We start from the raw sequence: 18,680 nt of genomic DNA on the forward strand, positions 1-18,680 counted from the left end.
GCGGACGCGGACGCGCGTCGGACGCGCCGCGCCCCCCCGGAGCACGACGCGTCCCTTCCGGCCGGGCTCAACGCCCCGGACCGGTGGTGTCGGACCTGAGCATCTTGACGCCCAGCCAGACGACGCCGACCACGGCCGCGATCATCACGATCCACACCAGCAGGCCGACCACGATGGACAGGAGCCAGAAGAGCACCATCACGGCCGCGACACCCGCGGCGATCCTGAGCAGAAGACGTCCCATTCGCGGAAGGATACGCGGCCGGGGCGGTGGCGGCCACCCCCGCCCCGGGCCACGCCCGCTGCCCGCGCCGCCGCGCCGCCGCGCCGGTCAGCCCACGCGGACCGCGCCGGTGAAGACGCTGTCCCAGTACGAGGCCAGGTCGATCTCCTCCAGCGGCTTGGAGGGGTTGGACCCGTGGATCATCATTCCGTTGCCGGAGTAGATCCCCACGTGGCTGGGCGCCGAGGCGCTGTAGAAGAACAGCAGGTCGCCCGGCTGCAGCTGGTCGCGGGAGACGGGCGTACCGGCGTTGACCTGGTCGTAGGTGGTCCGGGGCAGGCTGACACCGGCCTGCGCCCAGGCGGCCTGGACCAGACCGGAGCAGTCATAGGAGTCCGGGCCGGTTCCGCCCCACACGTAGGGCTTGCCGATCTGGGCGCGGGCGAAGTCCAGCACGGCCTGGACGTCGCCCGAGGCCGCGGCGGCCTCCGCGGTCTCCCCGGCGGACGGGGCGGCGGCCGGCTGCGGAGCGAGCTCGGCGACGAGCTCGGCGACGAGCTCCTCCTGCTCCTCCAGCGCGGTCTCGCCCTCCTCCTGGGCCGCCTCGGCGGCCTCCAGCGCCTCGGCGGCGGCCGTCTCGGCCTCCTCGGCCTGGCCTTTGAGCCCTTCGAAGCGGTCGACCGCTCCGACGTAGTCCTCCAGCACGATCTCCTGCCCCACGGACAGGAAGTCGAGGTCGGCGATGTTCTGCAGGGAGTCGTCGGGCGAGACGCCGAACAGGACGCCGAAGGTGCTGTAGTCGGCGCCGACGTAGGCGGACTGGGCGATGTTGGCGGCCTGCCCGGAGACCTCGTCCAGCTCCTCCTGGGCCGTCTCCAACTGGCCCTCGACCTCCTCGACCTCGGCCTCGGCCGCCGCGTGGTCCTCCTGGGCCTGGTTGTAGGCCTCGTTGAGTTCGGACAGCTCCTGCTGGAGCTCCTCGTAGCGCTCCTGGGCCTCCTCCTGGGTGGGTTCGGCCATGGCCAGGCCCGAGGACAGGACGAGGGCGCTCAGAGCGACGGTGCCGACCGTGGCGCCACGGCGCAGGGCACGCGAACGGGGTGTGCGGGTCACTGGACCGACTGCCTTCCTCCCACTCCCGTCTACCGGCGCAGGACATCCCGAAGGCACACCTGTGGCAGGTGCGTGGGGATGTGTGGGAGGGGGGTCCGGCGGCGGCGTGTGGGCCGCAGGGGGCGAGCCGGCTGTCTGCGGCGGCCTCTGCTCCTGGGACAAGACGGACAAGGCGAGCAGAGCGCGACGGAGACCGGACGCCGTCACCCAGGTGATGACAGATCGGGGCGTTCCGGTCTGGAGGGAACACTAATTCATTCCCGACCCGGGCGCGACCTTTTCGTTACCTTGCCTTGGGCAACCCCCTGACCTGCACGATCACGCCCGCGCGTCGACATCGCCCGCCCCACGGGAGAATCGGGCTTTTTCTCTTCCCGATCAAGGCACGTCAAAACAAGGTCATACGAGCCGTCTGAGTGACATGTACCACTCAGGGGCCGGGGTCGCGGCGACCCCGGCCCCACCGGTCACAGGTGGCGGCCCCACCACTCCAGGATCGCGTCGAACCTGGCCACCCGGTGGCTGGGCAGGCCCGAACGCGACATCTCGTGCCCCTCCCCCGGGAAGAGCAGCATCTCGGTCTCGTGCCCGCGTGTGCGCAACGCCACGAACAGCCGCTGCGCCTGCTCCACCGGGCAGCGCCAGTCGTGCTCGGAGTGGATGATCAGGAACGGCGTCTCGATCCGGTCGGCGTAGGTCAGCGGGCTCTCCCTCTCCCAGGCCTGCGGCGGGCCGTAGAGCGGACCGGGGAAGAACGCCCCGATGTCCGAGGAGCCGTGGAAGCTGTCCAGCGCGTTGACGGCGCGCTCGCTGATCGCGGCGCGGAACCGCCCGCCGTGGTGGGCGGCGATCCACGTCGTCATGAACCCGCCGTGCGAGCCGCCCATGATCCCCACGCGCGAGGCGTCCAACCGGTCGTCCTTGAGCGCCTCGTCCAGGAAGGCCAGGACGTCGGTCGCCGTGGTCGCGCCCACCGAGCCGATGATCGACCGGCCGTGCTCGTGCCCGTAGCCGGAGGACCCGCGCGGGTTGCACATGAGCACCGCGTACCCGGCGGCGGCGTAGACCTGGGTCTCGTCGAAGAGCTGGTGCCCGTACTGCGAGAACGGCCCGCCGTGGATCATCAGCACCACGGGATGCGGGCCCTCCCCCTCGGGGAGCGTCACCCACCCGTGCACGGGGTAGCCGTCATCGGTGTGCGCGGTCAGCTCCGCCATCGGCAGCGGGTCGATCTCGCCGAAGTCGGTGAGCCGGTGCTCGCCGTTCTCCGTGACCCGGACCAGTTCGCCGCTGGTACGGCCGTCGGCCACGACCGCGACGGTGACGCCGCCGTCGGACCCTTCCACGTGGTCGAGGGACTGCGTCTGCGCCTCGCCGGCGGACAGCCGCCGCACGCCGCCGTCGAAGGGCACCAGCACCAGGTCGACCGCGCCCCGGTTCTCGGCCAGGGTGAGCAGTCCGTCCGCGCTCACCCGCAGCGCCACCTGGAGCCTGGGCCCCTCGCCGGGGGTCAGCCGCGTGGGCGCGGCCGAGGCGTCGGCCGGCACCGACCAAGCGGCCGTGGTCTGCCCGACGAAGTCGATCAGATCCGGGCCGAGCTCGTCGGCCAGGAAGTACACGGTGGCCCCGTCCGGGGAGAAGCGCGCCGCGTGGACGTCCAGGTCGCCGGCGCTCACCCGGCGCGGCTCGGCGCCCTCCTCCGGCGCGCACGCCCACGCGTCCACCACCAGGTCGGTGTCGCGGGTCTCGTGCAGCGCGGCGCAGAACACCAGCTCGGAGCCGTCGGGATTCCACTGCGGGCCGGAGTGGTCGGTGTCGGCACCGGTGACGCGGACCGGCTCGCCCACCACGCCGGAGGGGTCGATCGGAGCGGTGACGAACACGTGCTTGCGCCGGTCGTTGGTGAAGCCGAGGTCGTCGAGGCGGTACTTGAGCTCGGTGATGCGGCGCGGGAGCTCCTTGCCCGGATCGCCGCCGGTGTAGCGCCCGGGCTCGGGCACGCGGGCGGTGTGGGCGATCCGGGTGGAGTCGGGGCTCCAGGCGATCTCGCCCGCGCCCAGGGGGTGGTCGGTCACCTTCCAGGGCTCGCCGCCGTCGGCGGGCAGCACGTGGATCTGGGGGCGCTGGTCGTCGTCGGCGCGCAGGAAGGCGATCCAGCGCCCGTCGGGCGAGTACGCGGGGGCGCTGTCCCGGTCCCCCCGGGTGAGGCGGGCGGGCGGCGCCGAGCCGTCGGTGGGCACGGCCCACAGGGCACTGGTGTAGGTGTCCTTCTCCAGGTCGGGGCGGGTGAGGGTGAAGACCGCACGGCGGCCGTCGGGGGACACGGTGGGTGCGCCGAGGCTGTGCAGGCGGGCGATGTCAACGGGTTTCATGCATCGTCGGCGGCCCGGACGGGGGTGGAGCCGGGCCGCCTCCTCCTTCTGTGGGCCTGGGGGCCTCCGGCGGTCGGGCCGGGGCGTGTCCGGTGGACCCTATCCGCGCCGTTGAGGGGAAATCCAGGGGGTTGGGGACTGTTGTCGGTTGAGTGTGCATGAGTGTCCTTGCCCATGCATGAGTGGTCATCGACCCGCCTCGGTTGCGAACTCGCGGTCGTGCTCGTGCGTGTGCCCGGAGCACCCGAGCCTGGACGGGGACGCCGTCCTCGATATTCCGTGTTCGCCGGACACGACCCCGCCCGCACTGCTAGCTTCTGTGATCGAACACACGTACCAGGACACGTTCGTGAGGTGGGGCTCGTGGTGCAGCGCGACACGACTCGGTTGCGGTCCATTGGCGCCCCCTCTGTGGTCCCGGGCCCGACCGGGGTGGCGGTCCGCGACCGGCTCACACACCTCACACCGGCCGATGAGCAGGTTCTGCGTGTGGTGGGTGCCCATCTGGGCTCGCTGGCTTCTGGTGACCTGGCGACCCGGTGCCGTCAGGGGCGCGACCACGACGCCGATACCTGGGCGGCGCGTAAACGGGAGTTGACCGCGAGGTCGTCGTCGCGGTGGGCGGGGTCGATCACCAAGGCCACCCACGACCAGTGGGCGCTGGCCCGCCGCAGCCAGGCCGCTCACCTGCACAAGCTCCAAGCGGGCATCCGGATGCTGGAGCACCGGCTCTCCCTCCCCCTGGGGGAGAAGGGCACCAAACGCGCCCCGGGCGGGTACCGCACCCGGCGTGAGTGGCACGCCAAGTCCCGCCGCCTGGCCTGCCTCAAAGACCGTCTGGCCCAGGTGCGCCAGGACTGGGAAGCCGGGATCGTGCATGTGGTGCGGGGCGGTAAGCGGCTGCTCAACGCGCGTCACCACCTGGAGCAGGCGCAGCTCACCGAAGCCGACTGGCGCAACCGGTGGGAGGCCGGGCGGTTCTTCCTCCAGGCCGATGGGGAGTCCGGTAAGCGGTACGGCAACGAGACCATCCGCCTCACCCCGGACGGGCGGGTGTCGATCCGGCTCCCGGCTCCGCTGGAGTATCTGGCGAACGCCCCGCACGGCCGGTACGTGCTCTCCTGCCGGGTGGCGTTCGCGCATCGCGGTGCCGAGTGGGCCGACCGTGTCGAAGCGAATCGGGCGGTGGCCTACCGGATCCACCTCGATGTGGAGCGGGGCCGGTGGTACATCACTGCTTCCTGGACCCGGCCCAAGGCGCGGGCCCTGCCGTTGGCGGCGGCCCGTGCGAAGGGGGTGGTGGGTGTGGATATGAACGCCGACCATCTGGCCGCCTACCGGCTCGACCCGCACGGCAACCCGGTCGGGGACCCTGAGCGGTTCTCCTTCGACTTGACCGGTCGTGCTGCGCACCGTGACGCCCAGGTCCGACACGCTTTGACCGGGCTGCTGCACTGGACCCAGCGCACCGGCGTACAGGCGATCGCGATCGAGGACCTGGACTTCGCCACCGGCAAGACCCGGGAGAAGCACGGCCGCAGGAAGCGCTTCCGGCAGTTGATCTCCGCCATGCCCATCGCCAGGCTCCGCGCCCGGATCGTGTCGATGGCCGCCGAATTCGGGCTCGCGGTCGTGGCCGTCGATCCGGCCTACACCTCGAAGTGGGGCGCCCGGCACTGGGCCAAGCCCTTGCACAGCAGCACACGCACGATGACTCGCCATGACGCCGCCGCGGTGGCCATTGGCAGGCGCGCCCTGGGGCACCCGATTCGGCGTCGGACGGCACCGCCCCGCCACCACCGGAGTGATGGTGGCGGGCCTCGGACCGTCCAGACCGAACCAGGGTCCTTGGGGCGTGAGGGACCCCGCCGCCCTGCCACGGAACGCGCACACGATGCGCGCGGCCGGGCAGGGGAGGAGAGAACGCGGGGAACCAGCGCGTCCAGCACCGTTCGGGACGCGCGCAGTGACAGCAGATGGGCCCAACACCCACTCCTGCACACTGAATAGGAACGGTTTCACGCTGCGCGGAGAGGGGCCGACGGCGGGCCGTCCACGGCGGTCCGGCGTGCTCACCGCGCGCGCCGGGAGATGTCGGTCTCCAGGCTGGTGCACACCCACCGGCCGCCCTCGCGGCGGGCGCGGAAGGCGAAGACCCGGGTGCGGTCCTCGCACATGATCACGGCGTTGGCCTCCACGGCGGGTCCGGGCAGCGCCTGGTGGAACACGCGGGTGAGCCGGGGCGCGAGCGCGCAGGGCACCGACCCGCGCAGGCGCCGCAGCTCCTCGCGCACGGGCACCGCGAGCTGGTCGCGCAGGGCCTCGGGCGTGCGCCGGCCCACGAGCACCTCCGCCACGCGCTGGGCCAGCAGGTGCACCTCGTTCGGGGTGCGGTGCCCGCGCAGGGCCGCGCCGCAGCGGGCCGTGGCCGGGCGGCCCAGCGGTGTGCGGGCGGGGGTCGTGACGGGGCGGTGGGAGAGGGAGTCGCGGTGGCAGAGGGGCCGGGGGCAGGAGTGACGGGGCCGGGAGTGCGACATGAACAGCTTCCTTCCATGGGGCGGACACTCGCCTTCACCCCTGCCAGGAGCGCCCCGAACCCTCGTGTGCCACCTGGCATTCCAGCTTTGCGCGTAAGCGCCCGGTCGGGGACGGCCCGCCGCCCGCGACGCGTACCGGGCATACTGGCGTCGTGACAGACGCCTACCTCTCCTCCCGCCCTCCGCTGGCGCTCGCCCACCGCGGCGGCTGGTTCACCGATGGCCGGGGGGTCCGCCGGACCGAGCTGGAGAACACCGCGGTCGCCTTCCAGCACGCCGTCGACCTGGGCTACACGTACCTGGAGACGGACGTGCACGCCACCAGCGACGGCGTCCTCATGGCCTTCCACGACCACACGCTGGACCGCGCCACCGACATGAACGGCGCCATCGGCGACCTGCCCTACCGCCGGGTCGCGCAGGCCCGCGTGGCGGGCCAGGAGCCCGTCCCCGTCCTGGAGGACCTGCTCGGCGCCTGGCCCCAGGCGCGGTTCAACATCGACCTGAAGTCGGACGCGGCGGTGGAGCCCCTGCTCGACGTCCTGCGCCGCACGCGGGCCTGGGAGCGGGTGTGCGTGGGCTCCTTCGACCAGCGGCGGATCGACCGCGCACGCCGCCTGTTCGACCGTCCCGTCGCCACCTCCTGCGGCCCCCTGGACGTGGTGCGCCTGCGCCTGGCCTCGCTGTGGCGGCCGCTGCTGCCCCTGGCCGGCCGGGGCCCGGACTGCGCGCAGATCCCCCTGAGCCGCGGAGGCTTCCCGGTGCTGAGCCGGGACCTGATCCGCACCGCGCACCAGCGGGGCCTGCAGGTCCACGTGTGGACCATCAACGAGCCCGCGGTGATGGAGCGCCTGATCGACGCGGGCGTGGACGGCATCGTCACCGACAACACGCTCGGGCTCAAGCAGGTCCTGGTCCGCCGCGGCCTGTGGTCCGGCTCCTCCCCCGGTACCGACAGCACCCTCCAGAACGGATAGTCCCCCATGGCCGACGCCCCTCCCGCACCCAGGGCGGACAACGCGCCCTCCTCCGACCCGCGCCGGCGCAGACGCGAACAGCGCGGGTGGTACCTGTACGACTGGGCCAACTCGGTGTTCATCACGTCCGTGGTGACCGTCCTCATCGGCCCGTACATGAGCACCCTGGCGTGCGCCTCGGTCGGGGCCGCCGACGCGGCGGCCTGTCAGGACTCCTCCTTGGCCCTGGCGCCGCTGGGCGTGGACTGGTTCACCCTGCACCCCAACGCGCTCTACCCGGCGCTGACCACGCTGGCGATCCTGCTCCAGATCCTCCTGCTGCCCTCGGTCGGCGCCATGGTCGACCGGTCCCGGCACAAGAAGCGCTGGCTGCTGTGGCTGGCCGTGGGCGGTTCGGCGTGCACCGCGGGCCTGTACGCGGCCACCGACGGCTACCACGCGGCGTCGGTGCTGTTCGTGCTGGCCAACGTCCTGTACGGGCTCTCGATCGTGGTCTACAACGCGTTCCTGCCCGAGATCGCCACCGCGGACGAGCGCGACCGGGTGTCGGTCACCGGATGGGGCATCGGCTACCTCGGCGGCGCCCTGCTGCTCGCCGTCCACCTGGGCCTGGTGCTCTCGGCGGACTCGCTGGGCCTGGAGACCGGCCACGCCGTGCGGATCGCGTTCGTGTCGGTGGGCCTGTGGTGGGCCGGCTTCACCGTCCTGTCCCTGCGGCCGCTGCGCAACCGCTACGGCGCCCTGGCGGCGTCGGCGGGGTCGGGATCGGGGTCGGGGCGCGCCGTCGGAGGGTCGCTGCGCCAGTTCTGGCACACCCTGCGCGACATGCGCAAATACCCGAACACCATCCTGTTCCTGCTGGCGTTCATCCTGTTCAACGACGGCGTGCAGGCGGCCATCCGCTACGCGGCGCCGTTCGCGACCCAGGACCTGGGCCTGGAGGAGGACGCGCTGATCATGACCATCCTGGTCATCCAGTTCGTCGCCTTCGCCGGGGCGTTCCTGGCCGGGCGCGTGGCGCGGGTGGTGGGCAGCAAGGCCACCGTCCTGGGCAGCCTGGCGGTGTGGTGCCTGCTGGTCGCCCTGGCCTACTTCCTGCCCGCGGGCAACGTCGTGCTGTTCGTGGCGATGGGCGTGGGCATCGGCCTGGTCCTGGGCGGCACCCAGTCACTGGCCCGGGCGCTGTTCTCCCAGCTGATCCCGCCGGGCCGGGAGGCGGAGTACTTCAGCCTCTACCAGATCTCGGACCGGGGGTCGACGTTCCTGGGATCGCTCGCGGTGACGATCGCGGTGAGCCTCACCGGCGGTTACCGGGTCGCGATCCTCTCGCTCATCGTCTTCTTCGTCATCGGCGGTGCCCTGCTGTGGCGGACCCGGATGCGCGAGGGCATCGAAGCGGTCGGGAACAAGGTGCCCGAGCGGTTGTGAGCGCCGGGCCCGCACCGGATCCTCCCGGGCGGGCCCACGACCCACCGTCGGTCGATGCCGCGGGGCTCACGGGGATGCACTGAGAGTGGTCCCGTCCCGGCCTGTCGTCGGTCCCCGCGATACTGGGGCCGGTGGAGGCGATGACGGGAGGCCTGGTGCGCATCGTGCACGGCGCGTGGGTGAGGGACGCTCTGGTGCTGTGGGGGGAGACCGACGGCGACCCGGCCCGGGCGGGCGGGGCGCACGCCCGGGGCGGCAACCCCCCGCGGCACCCCCGGGCCGCCGGCGTGGACGCCCTGCGCGCCCTGCTCGGCGCAGTGGGGGCCGGCCCGGTGGCCGAGCGGGCACGGGCGAGCGAGCTGGTCCTGGACCTGCCCGGCGACGGCGCCGGCCCCTTCCCCTCCGACTCCGCTCCCGGGCACGCGGACGCGACCCGGTCCCCCTGGCGGGTCCCCGGGCTGGCCCTGACCGCCGCCGACGCCGACCTCCTGCTGCCGTTCCTCGGGCACGCCGACGCCCCCGTCCCGGGTCCCTCCCTGGTCCACCTGGCCGCCGTGCACGACTTCGCCGAGCGGCTCGTGGGGGCCGGCGCCGTCCTGCCCGACCTCGTGGGCGACCCGCCCCGGGCGCGCTGGCGGCCCGCGCCGATGGACACCGCCGAGGAGCACCTGGCCGCCCTCACCGCCGCGCTGCCGCCCAGCGCGCGGACCCATCTGCGCGGGCACGACTCCCCCTCGCCCGCCCGCGCGTGCGTCCTGGCGCCCCTGGAACTGCTCACCGACGCCGCCGCCCGGCGCCTGGCGCCCGCGCCGCCGCGGCCCGCGTCGAACGGACAGGACGGACCCGCGCCCGCCGCGCGGCTGGCGGCGGCGCTGACCGGCGAACACACGCGCGTGGACGCCGACACCGCGCAGGAGCTGCGCGGGCCGCTGCGCCAGTGGCGCGAACGCGTGCGCGGCGCGGGCCGGGCACGGCTGCTGTTCCTGCTGCGCGAGCCCGACCGGGAGGGCCCGTGGCAGGTGGAGTTCTGGGTGCGCTCGGACAGCGACCCGGGGCTGCGCCTGCCGCTGGAACGGGTGTGGCTGGGCGAGGGCGCGGCGTGGCTGCCCGACGACGTCGGCACGACCGCGCTGGCGGACCTGCGCCGCGCGGCCCGGTACTACCCCGTCCTGCACCGCGCCCTGTCCGACCTCGCCCCGGCGCGGCTGCCGCTGAACACCGCCGGAGCCGAGGAGTTCGTGGGCCGGGCCGCGGCGCGGCTGGGCGCCGCGGGGTTCGCGGTCGTACTGCCCGAGTGGAGCGGTCGGAGCCCGCTCGCCCTGCGCATGGCCGTCGACGACCAGCCGCGCAAGCGCCGGCGCGGCGGGGTCGGGCCCACCGACCTGGTCGACGTGTCCTTCGAGGCACTGCTGCGCGGCGCGGGCTCCGACCGGCCGCTGGAGGAGTCCGAACTGGCGGAGCTGGCCGAACTGGCCCGGCTCAAGCGTTCCCTGGTGCGCGTGCGGGGCCGGTGGATGGAGATGGACCCCGAACGGGTCGGCGCCGCCCTGGACCTGCTCCGCAAACGGGGCAGCATGCGCCGGGACCAGGCCTTGCGGATGGCGGTCGGCGCGGACCCCGGGGTCGCGCTGCCCGTCGCCGACGTGGTGGCCGACGGCCCGCTGGGCGCGCTGCTGGACGGCGGGGCCAAGGCGGAGCCGCGGCCGATGGGCACTCCCCCGGGGTTCACCGGGACGCTGCGCCCCTACCAGGAACGGGGCGCGGCCTGGCTGCGCTTCCTGGGCGAGTTGGGCCTGGGCGCGGTCCTGGCCGACGACATGGGCCTGGGCAAGACCGTCCAGCTGCTGGCGCTGCTCGCCGACGAGCGGGCCGAGGGTCCGGCTCCGGGGCCCACCCTGCTGGTGTGCCCGGTCTCGCTGGTGGGCAACTGGCGGCGCGAGGCCGCCCGGTTCGCGCCGGACCTGCGCGTGCACGTCCAGCACGGGCCGGACCGGCCGAGCGGCAACGCCCTGGCGCGGCTGGTGGGCGCCTGCGATCTGGTGGTGACCACCTACGGCGTGGTCGCGCGCGACGACGAGCTGGCGGCGCTGCCCTGGCACCGGGTGGTGTGCGACGAGGCCCAGGCACTGAAGAACCACGCCACGCGGCAGGCGCGCGCGGTGCGGTCCCTGCCCGCGGCCACCCGGATCGCGCTGACGGGGACGCCGGTGGAGAACAACCTGGGCGAGCTGTGGTCGGTGATGGAGTTCGCCAACCCGGGGCTGCTGGGCTCGGCCCAGGACTTCCAGCGCGCGGTGGCCGATCCGGCCGAGGCCGCGGTGGCCGGCGATGACGACGGCGACGGCGCGCCCGCGCGGGCCGGCGCGGGCACCGACCTGGTGCGGCGCCTGACCGGGCCGTTCGTCCTGCGCCGGCTCAAGACCGACCGCTCCATCATCGCGGACCTGCCGGAGAAGCAGGAGATGCGGACCTGGTGCACGCTCACCCCGGAACAGGCGTCCCTGTACAAGGCGGTCGTGGACGAGATGGCCCAGCGCATGTCCGAGGCCGACGAGAAGGAGCGCAAGGGCCTGGTGCTGGCGACGATGTCGCGGCTCAAGCAGATCTGCAACCACCCGGCGCAGTTCCTGGGCGACGGATCGGCGCTGTCGGGCCGCTCGGGCAAGCTCGACCGGCTGGAGTCGATCCTGGGCGAGGCGGCGGCCGAGGGCGACAAGGCCCTGTGCTTCACGCAGTACGCGCGGTTCGGCGAGCGCCTGGCGCCCTATCTGGCCGCGCGGACGGGCGTGCCGGTGCTGTGGCTGCACGGCGGGACGCCGCGGGCCGAGCGCGAGCGGATGACCGAGCACTTCCAGAGCGCCTCGGGGCCGATGGTGTTCCTGCTCTCGCTCAAGGCGGCGGGCACGGGGCTGAACCTGACCGCGGCCAACCACGTCGTGCACGTGGACCGGTGGTGGAATCCGGCGGTGGAGAACCAGGCCACCGACCGGGCGTTCCGGATCGGCCAGCGCCGGGACGTGCAGGTGCGCAAGATGGTGTGCGTGGGCACCGTGGAGGAGCGGGTGGACGAGATGATCGAACGCAAGAGCGCGCTGGCCGACGGGGCGGTGGCCACCGGTGAGCAGTGGCTGACCGGGCTCTCGGTGGCGGACCTGCGCGAGGTCGTGCGCCTGGCGCCCGAGGCGGTGGCCGGATGAGCGGAACGTGGTCGGCGTCGCTGGAACAGGCCCTGGGTCCGGTCGGCTCGGCCGGCCCGGTCGGCTCGGCCGGCCCGGCCGCGCCCGCGGTCGAACGGCTCGCGGTGCGCGAGGGCGAGGTGGTCGCGCGGGTGCGCGGCGGCTTCGAGGTGAGCCTGATCCGCCCGGTCCTGACCGACCAGGAGTGGGAGCGCGCCTGCGCGGCGCTGGCCTCGCAGCCGGTGTTCCGTGCGCGTGTGCTCGCCGGGGAGCTGCCGCCGGCGGTGGCGCGGGTGTTCTCCGTCCTGGGCCTGGACCTGGTGCCGCGGGGGTGGGCCGACGTGGTGGCCACGTGCTCGTGCGAGGACTGGCGGGGGCGCTGTGCGCACCTGGCCGCCGCCGTGGCGGAGCTGGGCCGCGAGGCCGACCGCGACCCCTTCACCCTGACCCGCTGGTGCGGGCGCGCGCGGCGGGAACTCCTGGCGCGGGTCGGCGCGATCGCCCGGTCCCCCGGAGCGGCCGAGCCGTCCGGGCCCGATCCGGGACAGGACGCGGACGGGGACGGGGACGGAGCGCACGCCCCCGAGGCGGACACCGCGGCCGGCTTCTGGTCCGCTCCCCCGCTGCCCGGCCCCTTCACCGCGCCCTCGGGTGTCGGCGCGCGGGTGCGTGCCGCGGCCCCGGGGACGCTCGTCGACGACATCCCCTCGTTCACGGTTGCGCGAACGTGAGAACGGCCGTCGAAAAGATGTCATCCGGATGACGAAAACGCCTATGGGAACGGCGGAACACGGTTACGATTCGCCTGGAGATCATCTCCTCCCGACCGACCGGATTGGTGCCCCTCGATGGCCGACCACTTCCCCCCCAACATCGACATGGAAACCCCCAGCATCGCACGCATGTACGATTTCCTGCTGGGCGGAAAGGACAACTTCGAGGCGGATCGCAAAGCCTGCGAGGCCCTTGCGAACGGCATCCCCGAATTGGTCGCCTTCGCCAATGACAACCGCGCCTATCTCGCGCGGGCGGTGGAATTCGTCGCCGCGCAGGGCGTGGACCAGTTCCTCGACCTGGGCGCCGGCCTGCCCACCGCCGACAACACCCACCACGCGGCCCAGCGGCACAACCCCGAGGCCAGGGTCGTCTACGTCGACCACGACCCCATGGTGCTCTCGCACGGCCGCGCGCTGGTCGACGACAGCGCCAGGACCGCGTTCCTGCTCGCCGACATCCGTGACACCGACCGCATTCTCGGCGCCCCCGAGACCGCCCGGCTCCTCGACCTCGACCGGCCGCTGTGCGTCATGCTGGTCTCGCTCCTGCACTGCCTGCCCGATGAGAGCGACCCGTTCGGCATGGTGCGGCGGCTGATGGACCGGCTGGCTCCCGGCTCGTGCGTCATCTTCTCGCACATCGTCTCCGACGACCCGGCCGCCGCCGTCTGGATGACCGACAAGATCCTGTCCTTCGGCACCCCGTGGGGCCGGGTGCGCAGCCCCGAGGAGGCCTCCGTGGTCTTCGAGGGCCTGGAGCTGGCCAGCCCGTGGATGGACGGACGCGACCAGGGCCCGTTCGCCGTGGACTGCGCCACCTGGCGCAAGCCGGACGCCGAGCCCCGGTTCCGTCCCACCTCCCCCGAGAGCAAGCTCTGGGAGCTGTCGGGCGTCGCCTTCCGGCGCTGATCCACGGCCCTCGGCGGTCCGGGGCGGGGCGGGGCTTTCGGCCCGGCCCCGGCCCGCCGGTGGTCAGTCCTGCTCGGCGAAGACCTCCTGGGCCACGGCGAAGGCCTTGTTGGCGGCGGGGACCCCGCAGTAGATCGCGGCCTGCAGGAAGACCTCGCCGATCTCGTCCCGGGTCAGCCCGTTGCGCAGGGCCGCGCGCACGTGCATCGCCAGCTCGGCCCAGTGGCCGTGCGCGACCAGGGCGGTGAGCACCATGCAGCTGCGTGTGCGGCGGTCCAGCCCCGGGCGGGTCCAGATCTCACCCCAGGCGTAGCGCGTGATGAGGTCCTGGAACGGCTCACTGAAGGGCGTCTTGCGCGCTTCGGCGCGGTCCACGTGCGCGTCCCCCAGGACGCTCCGGCGCACCCGCATGCCCGCCGAGGCGCGGTCCCCGGCGGTGAGGTGCGCGGTCAGCAGGGTGTTGACCTTCGCGCTCTGCTCCCAGGACAGCAGGTGGGCGGCCCCGTCCAGGACCGCCAGGCGCGCGCCCGGGACGCGCTCGGCGATCAGCGCCCCGTGGCCCGCGGGCGGGGCGGCGGGGTCGTCGGCGCCCGAGACGACCAGCGTGGGCGCCTGGATCCGCGCCAGGTCCTCGCGCACGTCCCAGTTCTCGATGGCCCCGCAGCAGCCGGCGTAGCCCTCCGCGGCGGTCGCGGCGATCTGGTCGCGCAGTGCGCCGGTCTCGGCGGCGCGCCCCTTGGCGAAGTCGGGGGTGAACCAGCGCTCGACCACCGACTCGGCGACGGCGCCGGTCCCCTCCCGCCGTACCAGCTCGGCGCGGTCCCGCCAGTTCTGGGCCGGGCCCATGTGCGGGGAGGTGGCCAGCAGCGCGAGGCGGTCCACCCGCTCGGGCGCGTGCAGCGCGAGCCACTGGCCGACCATGCCGCCGATGGACAGTCCGACGAAGTGGGCGCGCTCGATCCCCAGCCGGTCGAGCAGCCGCACGACGTCCCCACCGAGGTCGGCCATGGAGTAGGGCCCCTCGGGCACGGGCGAGCCGCCGTGGCCGCGGTGGTCGATCCGGATCACCCGGAAGAGCGCGGAGAGCGCCTCCACCTGGGGCTCCCACATGTCCAGGGTGGCCCCCAGGGAGCCGGCCAGGACCACGGGCGGGGCGTCGGCGGGGCCGCTGTCGGTGTAGTGCAGGTCAACGCTCATGCTCATCCTTCGTCGGTGCTCGTCCGGTCGCCGCGGCCCCCGGCCGCGGTGACCCGGTCGGTGAACTCGGCGGCGGCGCCCAGGTAGCCCGCCGGGTCCAGCAGGGTCTCGACGCGCTCGCGGGTACGGCTGCCGGCCAGGCGCTCGGCCAGGACCTCGGCCAGCGGCCGGCCGGTGGCCGCGGTCTCCTCGCAGGCTGCGGTGACGAGCCGGTGGGCGTCAAGCCGGCCGAGTTCGGGGGCCAGGTCGGTGGTGACGCGTTCGCTCAGGGCCAGCCCCGCGGTGGCGTCGAGGTTGGCGCGCATGCGCTCGGGGTGCACCCGCAGCCGGGTCGCCCCGGTGCGCAGCCAGGACACCGCGCTGCCGGTGCGGCGCAGCAGGTCCGTCAGGGGCAGCCACTCGGAGTGCCAGGCGCCCGCCGCCCGCTGGTGCTCCTGGATCTGGGCGGCGAAGAGGGTGGCGGCCAGCCCGGGTGCCTGGCGGGCGGCGGCCAGCGCGCCGACGGCGGCGACGGGGTTGCGCTTGTGCGGCAGGGTGGAGGACCCGCCGACCCCGGGACCGCCCTCCTCGGTCACCTCGCCGACCTCGGTCTGGGCGAGCAGGACGATGTCCTGCGCGCACGTGCCGACGGCGCCGCAGACCCGCGCCAGGGCGGCGGCCAGCTCCGCGACGCGGCCGCGTTCGGTGTGCCAGGGCAGGACGGGTGCGGGCAGGTCCAGGCGGGCGGCCAGGGCGGCGGTGACCGCCGGCCCGTCGGCGCCCAGGGAGGCCAGGGTGCCCACGGCGCCGCCGAGCTGGACGGCCAACCCGGTGCGCAGGACGGTGTCGAGGCGGTCCGCGGCCTCGGACAGGCCGTGGGACCAGCTCGCGGCGACCGCACCGAAGGTGGTGGGCAGGGCCTGTTGGAGCAGGGTGCGCCCGGGCATGGGCGTGGTGCGGTGGTGGGCGGCCAGCTGGCGCAGGTCGCCGGTGAGGTCGGCCAGGTCGGCCAGGATCGCCCGCCCGGCGCGGCGGGCCACCAGCATGGCGGCGGTGTCCATGACGTCCTGGCTGGTGGCGCCCTGGTGGACGTGGCGCGCAGCCTCCGGGTCGACCTCACCGACCGCCGCGGTCAGCTCCTTGACCAGGGGGATGACCGGGTTGCCCCCGCCCGCGGCGGCCCGCCCCAGTGCGTCGGGGTCGTAGCGGTCCGCGGTGCAGGCGGAGGCGATCGCCTCGGCCCGGTCCGCTGTGATGGCCCCGGTGTCGGCCAGGGCGCGCGCGAGCGCGGCCTCGGTGTCGAGCAGGGCCTGGAGCCAGGCGGTGTCATCGGTCAGCGGACCCACGGGGCCGTGGTTGAGGACACCGTCGAACAGGCCGGGCATGCTGGTTCCTCGCTAGATGTCGAAGAAGACGGTCTCTGCGTCGCCCTGGAGGCGGACGTCGAAGCGGTAGCCGTCCGGGGCGGGGCGGGCCACCAGGGTGGACCGGGCCTCGGGGTCGTCGATGCTGTTCAGGACCGGGTCGGCGGCGTTGGCCGCCTCCTCCTCCGGAAAGTACACCCGGGTCACGACGCGGTTCAGCATGCCGCGCGCGAACACCGAGACGTCGATGTGCGGCGCCTGGTCGCCCTCGGGTCCCGGCACGGTGCCGGGCTTGAGGGTGAGGATGCCGTACTCGCCCGAGGCGTCGGTGGGGCAGCGGCCGAAGGCGCGGAAGTCGGGGTGGGACTCGGCGCCGCGAGGGTCGTCGGGGTGGTCGAAGCGGCCCTCGGGGTCGGCCTGCCAGGTCTCGATGAGGGCGTCGGGGACGATCGCCCCCGCCCCGTCGTAGACGGTGCCGCGGATCCACACCGCGTCGGGCGCGCCCTCGGCGACGGCGAAGGGGCCGTCGGCCCAGGGCAGGCCGATGTGCAGGTAGGGGCCCACCGTCTGGGACGGCGTGGTGGGGTGGGTGCTCATTCGTCGTCCTCCATGATCTCCTCGTCGGACTCGAACGGCGTCTGCTCGCGTCCGCGCAGCACGATGTCCCACCGGTAGGCCAGGGCCCACTCGGGCTCGGTGGTGTCGTAGTCGAACCGGGCGAGCATGCGCTCGCGCGCCTTGGGGTCGGGCACCGAGTTCCACATGGGGTCCTGGAAGAACAGCGGGTCGTCGGGGAAGTACATCTGCGTGACGAGCCGCTGGGTGAAGGCCCGGCCGAACAGGGAGAAGTGGATGTGGGCGGGCCGCCAGGCGTTGCGGTGGTTCTTCCAGGGGTAGGCGCCCGGGCGGATGGTGACGAACCGGTAGCGGCCGTCGGCGTCGGTGAGGACGCGCCCGACCCCGGTGAAGTGGGGGTCCAGGGGGGCGGGCCAGTCGTCCGCGGTGTGGCGGTAGCGCCCGGCGGCGTTGGCCTGCCAGATCTCGACCAGGGTGTGCGGGACGGGGGTGCCGTCGCTGTCGCGCACCTGGCCGTGCAGGATGATCCGCTGTCCCTGCGGCTCCTCCTCGTGCTGGCGGGTCAGGTCGTGGTCGAGTTCGCCGAGGCGGTCCTGGCCCAGCACGGGCGAGGTGATCTCGGTGAGCGTGTGCGGGAGCAGGGTGAGGGGCCGCTTGGGATGGCGCAGCCCGGTGCTCTTGTAGCCCGGGTAGTCCAGGGGCGGGTGGGTGTCGTGGTCGCGGATGTAGCCGGGCACGATGAGCCCGCGCGGGGTCCCGTCCGGTGTGGTGGGCATGGCGGTGGTTCTTTCCCTCAGTGCGGCGCCCGGTCGTCGACCCCGGCCCGCGTGCTCGTCTTCTCAGTCTGTTCGTGTGCGGGCCGGTTCAGGCCTCCAGGACGACGGCGATGCCCTGGCCGACCCCGATGCACAGGGCGGCCAGGCCCCAGCCCCCGCCGCGCCGGCGCAGTTCGTGGGCGAGCTGGCCGACCACGCGCGCACCGGAGGCGCCCAGCGGGTGGCCGATGGCGATGGCGCCGCCGTGCGGGTTGACGATGGCGGGGTCCAGGTCCGGCCAGCCGCGCAGGCACGCCAGCGACTGGGCGGCGAAGGCCTCGTTGAGTTCGACCACCGACAGGTCGCCCCAGCCGATGCCGGCGCGCCGCAGCGCGGTCTCGGCGGCCTGGACGGGGCCGATGCCGAACACGTCGGGGTCGACGCCGGCCGTGCCGCGCCCGGCGATGCGGGCCATGGGCTCCAGCCCGGTGGCCTCGGCGCCCCGGCGGTCGCCGATGACCAGGCCCGCCGCTCCGTCGTTGAGCGGCGAGGCGTTGCCGGCGGTGACGGTGCCCTCGGCGCGGAACGAGGTCTTGAGTCCGGCGAGCTTGTCGGCGGTGGTCGCCCGGATGCACTCGTCGCGTTCCAGTTCGGCGCCGGGGACCTGGACGATCTGGTCGTCGAAGACGCCCTCGGCCCAGGCCCGGGCGGCCTTGGTGTGGCTGGCCAGGGCGAAGGCGTCCTGCTCGGCGCGGTCGATGCCGAACGTGTCGGCCAGGCGCTCGGTGCTCTCGCCGAGCGAGATCGTCCACTGGTCGGGCATCGCGGGGTTGACCATGCGCCAGCCCAGGGTGGTGGAGTGCAGCGTGGCGTCGGTGGCGGGGAAGCCCTTGGCGGGCTTGGGCAGGACCCAGGGGGCCCGGCTCATGGACTCCACGCCCCCGGCCAGGGTGAGGCTCGCGTCGCCGGTCTCGACCGTGCGGGCGGCCTGGACGACGGCCTCCAGGCCCGATCCGCACAGCCGGTTGACGGTGGCTCCGGGCAGTCCGGTGGGCAGGCCCGCCAGGAGCGCGGCCATGCGGGCGACGTTGCGGTTCTCCTCGCCGGCGCCGTTGGCGTTGCCGAGGTAGACCTCGTCGTAGGCCTCGGGGTCGGCGCCGCCCCGCTCGGCCAGCGACGACAGCACGTGGGCGGCGAGGTCGTCGGGGCGTACGCCCGACAGGGCGCCGCCGAACTTGCCGAAGGGGGTGCGGACGGCGTCGAGGATGTAGGCGTCGGTCACCGTGGGCCTCCAGGGT

General features: G+C 74.0%; 15 protein-coding genes. 6 read left to right on the top strand and 9 right to left on the bottom strand.

Annotation, left to right across the window (positions count from 1 at the left end):
• Positions 1-67 precede the first annotated feature (67 nt).
• From DFP74_RS34000 to DFP74_RS23515, 3 genes are all read right to left on the bottom strand, one after another.
• A complete protein-coding gene (locus DFP74_RS34000; RefSeq protein ID WP_147453905.1) occupies positions 68-244 on the bottom strand; it encodes a DUF4175 domain-containing protein in 177 nt (58 codons plus the stop codon).
• Between the two features lie 87 nt (positions 245-331).
• Positions 332-1,336, bottom strand: coding sequence for an NlpC/P60 family protein (locus DFP74_RS23510; RefSeq protein WP_121184806.1), 1,005 nt, complete (start codon positions 1,334-1,336; stop codon positions 332-334).
• Between the two features lie 467 nt (positions 1,337-1,803).
• Entirely contained in the window at positions 1,804-3,708 is a 1,905-nt protein-coding gene (locus DFP74_RS23515) for a S9 family peptidase (RefSeq protein WP_121184808.1), read from the bottom strand.
• A 489-nt stretch (positions 3,709-4,197) separates the two neighbouring features.
• On the opposite strand from DFP74_RS23515, the gene DFP74_RS23520 reads away from it, so the two are divergent.
• Positions 4,198-5,718, top strand: coding sequence for an IS200/IS605 family accessory protein TnpB-related protein (locus DFP74_RS23520; protein WP_233571121.1), 1,521 nt, complete (start codon positions 4,198-4,200; stop codon positions 5,716-5,718).
• A gap of 62 nt (positions 5,719-5,780) precedes the next feature.
• Here DFP74_RS23520 and DFP74_RS23525 read toward each other — a convergent pair whose 3' ends face one another.
• Positions 5,781-6,245, bottom strand: a complete 465-nt coding sequence (locus DFP74_RS23525; protein ID WP_121184810.1) for an Rv3235 family protein — start codon at positions 6,243-6,245, stop codon at positions 5,781-5,783.
• Positions 6,246-6,397: 152 nt separating this feature from the next.
• Here DFP74_RS23525 and DFP74_RS23530 point away from each other — a divergent pair, with 152 nt between their 5' ends.
• The 5 genes from DFP74_RS23530 to DFP74_RS23550 all read left to right on the top strand — a co-directional run bounded on the left by DFP74_RS23530 (position 6,398) and on the right by DFP74_RS23550 (position 13,511).
• Positions 6,398-7,222, top strand: a complete 825-nt coding sequence (locus DFP74_RS23530; protein WP_121184812.1) for a glycerophosphodiester phosphodiesterase — start codon at positions 6,398-6,400, stop codon at positions 7,220-7,222.
• Between the two features lie 6 nt (positions 7,223-7,228).
• Entirely contained in the window at positions 7,229-8,650 is a 1,422-nt protein-coding gene (locus DFP74_RS23535; RefSeq protein WP_121184814.1) for an MFS transporter, read from the top strand.
• A 155-nt stretch (positions 8,651-8,805) separates the two neighbouring features.
• A complete protein-coding gene (locus tag DFP74_RS23540; RefSeq protein ID WP_199725935.1) occupies positions 8,806-11,847 on the top strand; it encodes a DEAD/DEAH box helicase in 3,042 nt (1,013 codons plus the stop codon).
• A complete protein-coding gene (locus tag DFP74_RS23545; RefSeq protein ID WP_233571122.1) occupies positions 11,844-12,557 on the top strand; it encodes a hypothetical protein in 714 nt (237 codons plus the stop codon). The genes DFP74_RS23540 and DFP74_RS23545 overlap by 4 nt, the downstream gene beginning before the upstream one ends.
• A 117-nt stretch (positions 12,558-12,674) precedes the next feature.
• Entirely contained in the window at positions 12,675-13,511 is an 837-nt protein-coding gene (locus tag DFP74_RS23550; RefSeq protein ID WP_121184818.1) for an SAM-dependent methyltransferase, read from the top strand.
• 63 nt (positions 13,512-13,574) lie between these two features.
• Here DFP74_RS23550 and pcaD read toward each other — a convergent pair whose 3' ends face one another.
• From pcaD to DFP74_RS23575, 5 genes are all read right to left on the bottom strand, one after another.
• Positions 13,575-14,708 (bottom strand): 3-oxoadipate enol-lactonase, encoded by a 1,134-nt coding sequence (gene pcaD, locus DFP74_RS23555; protein WP_121184820.1) that lies wholly within the window; start codon positions 14,706-14,708, stop codon positions 13,575-13,577.
• Positions 14,709-14,710: 2 nt separating this feature from the next.
• Positions 14,711-16,072 carry a 3-carboxy-cis,cis-muconate cycloisomerase gene (pcaB, locus tag DFP74_RS23560; protein WP_121184822.1) on the bottom strand — a complete coding sequence of 454 codons (1,362 nt, stop codon included), beginning with the start codon at positions 16,070-16,072 and terminating at the stop codon, positions 14,711-14,713.
• Positions 16,073-16,084: 12 nt separating this feature from the next.
• A complete protein-coding gene (gene pcaG / locus DFP74_RS23565; protein ID WP_121184824.1) occupies positions 16,085-16,648 on the bottom strand; it encodes a protocatechuate 3,4-dioxygenase subunit alpha in 564 nt (187 codons plus the stop codon).
• Positions 16,645-17,403, bottom strand: a complete 759-nt coding sequence (gene pcaH, locus DFP74_RS23570) for a protocatechuate 3,4-dioxygenase subunit beta (protein ID WP_121184826.1) — start codon at positions 17,401-17,403, stop codon at positions 16,645-16,647. The genes pcaG and pcaH overlap by 4 nt, the downstream gene beginning before the upstream one ends.
• Positions 17,404-17,491: 88 nt before the next feature.
• A complete protein-coding gene (locus DFP74_RS23575; RefSeq protein WP_121184828.1) occupies positions 17,492-18,664 on the bottom strand; it encodes a thiolase family protein in 1,173 nt (390 codons plus the stop codon).
• Between the last annotated feature and the right edge of the window lie 16 nt (positions 18,665-18,680).

It is taken from the genome of Nocardiopsis sp. Huas11 (genome assembly GCF_003634495.1).
In the GTDB taxonomy this organism is placed as follows: domain Bacteria; phylum Actinomycetota; class Actinomycetes; order Streptosporangiales; family Streptosporangiaceae; genus Nocardiopsis.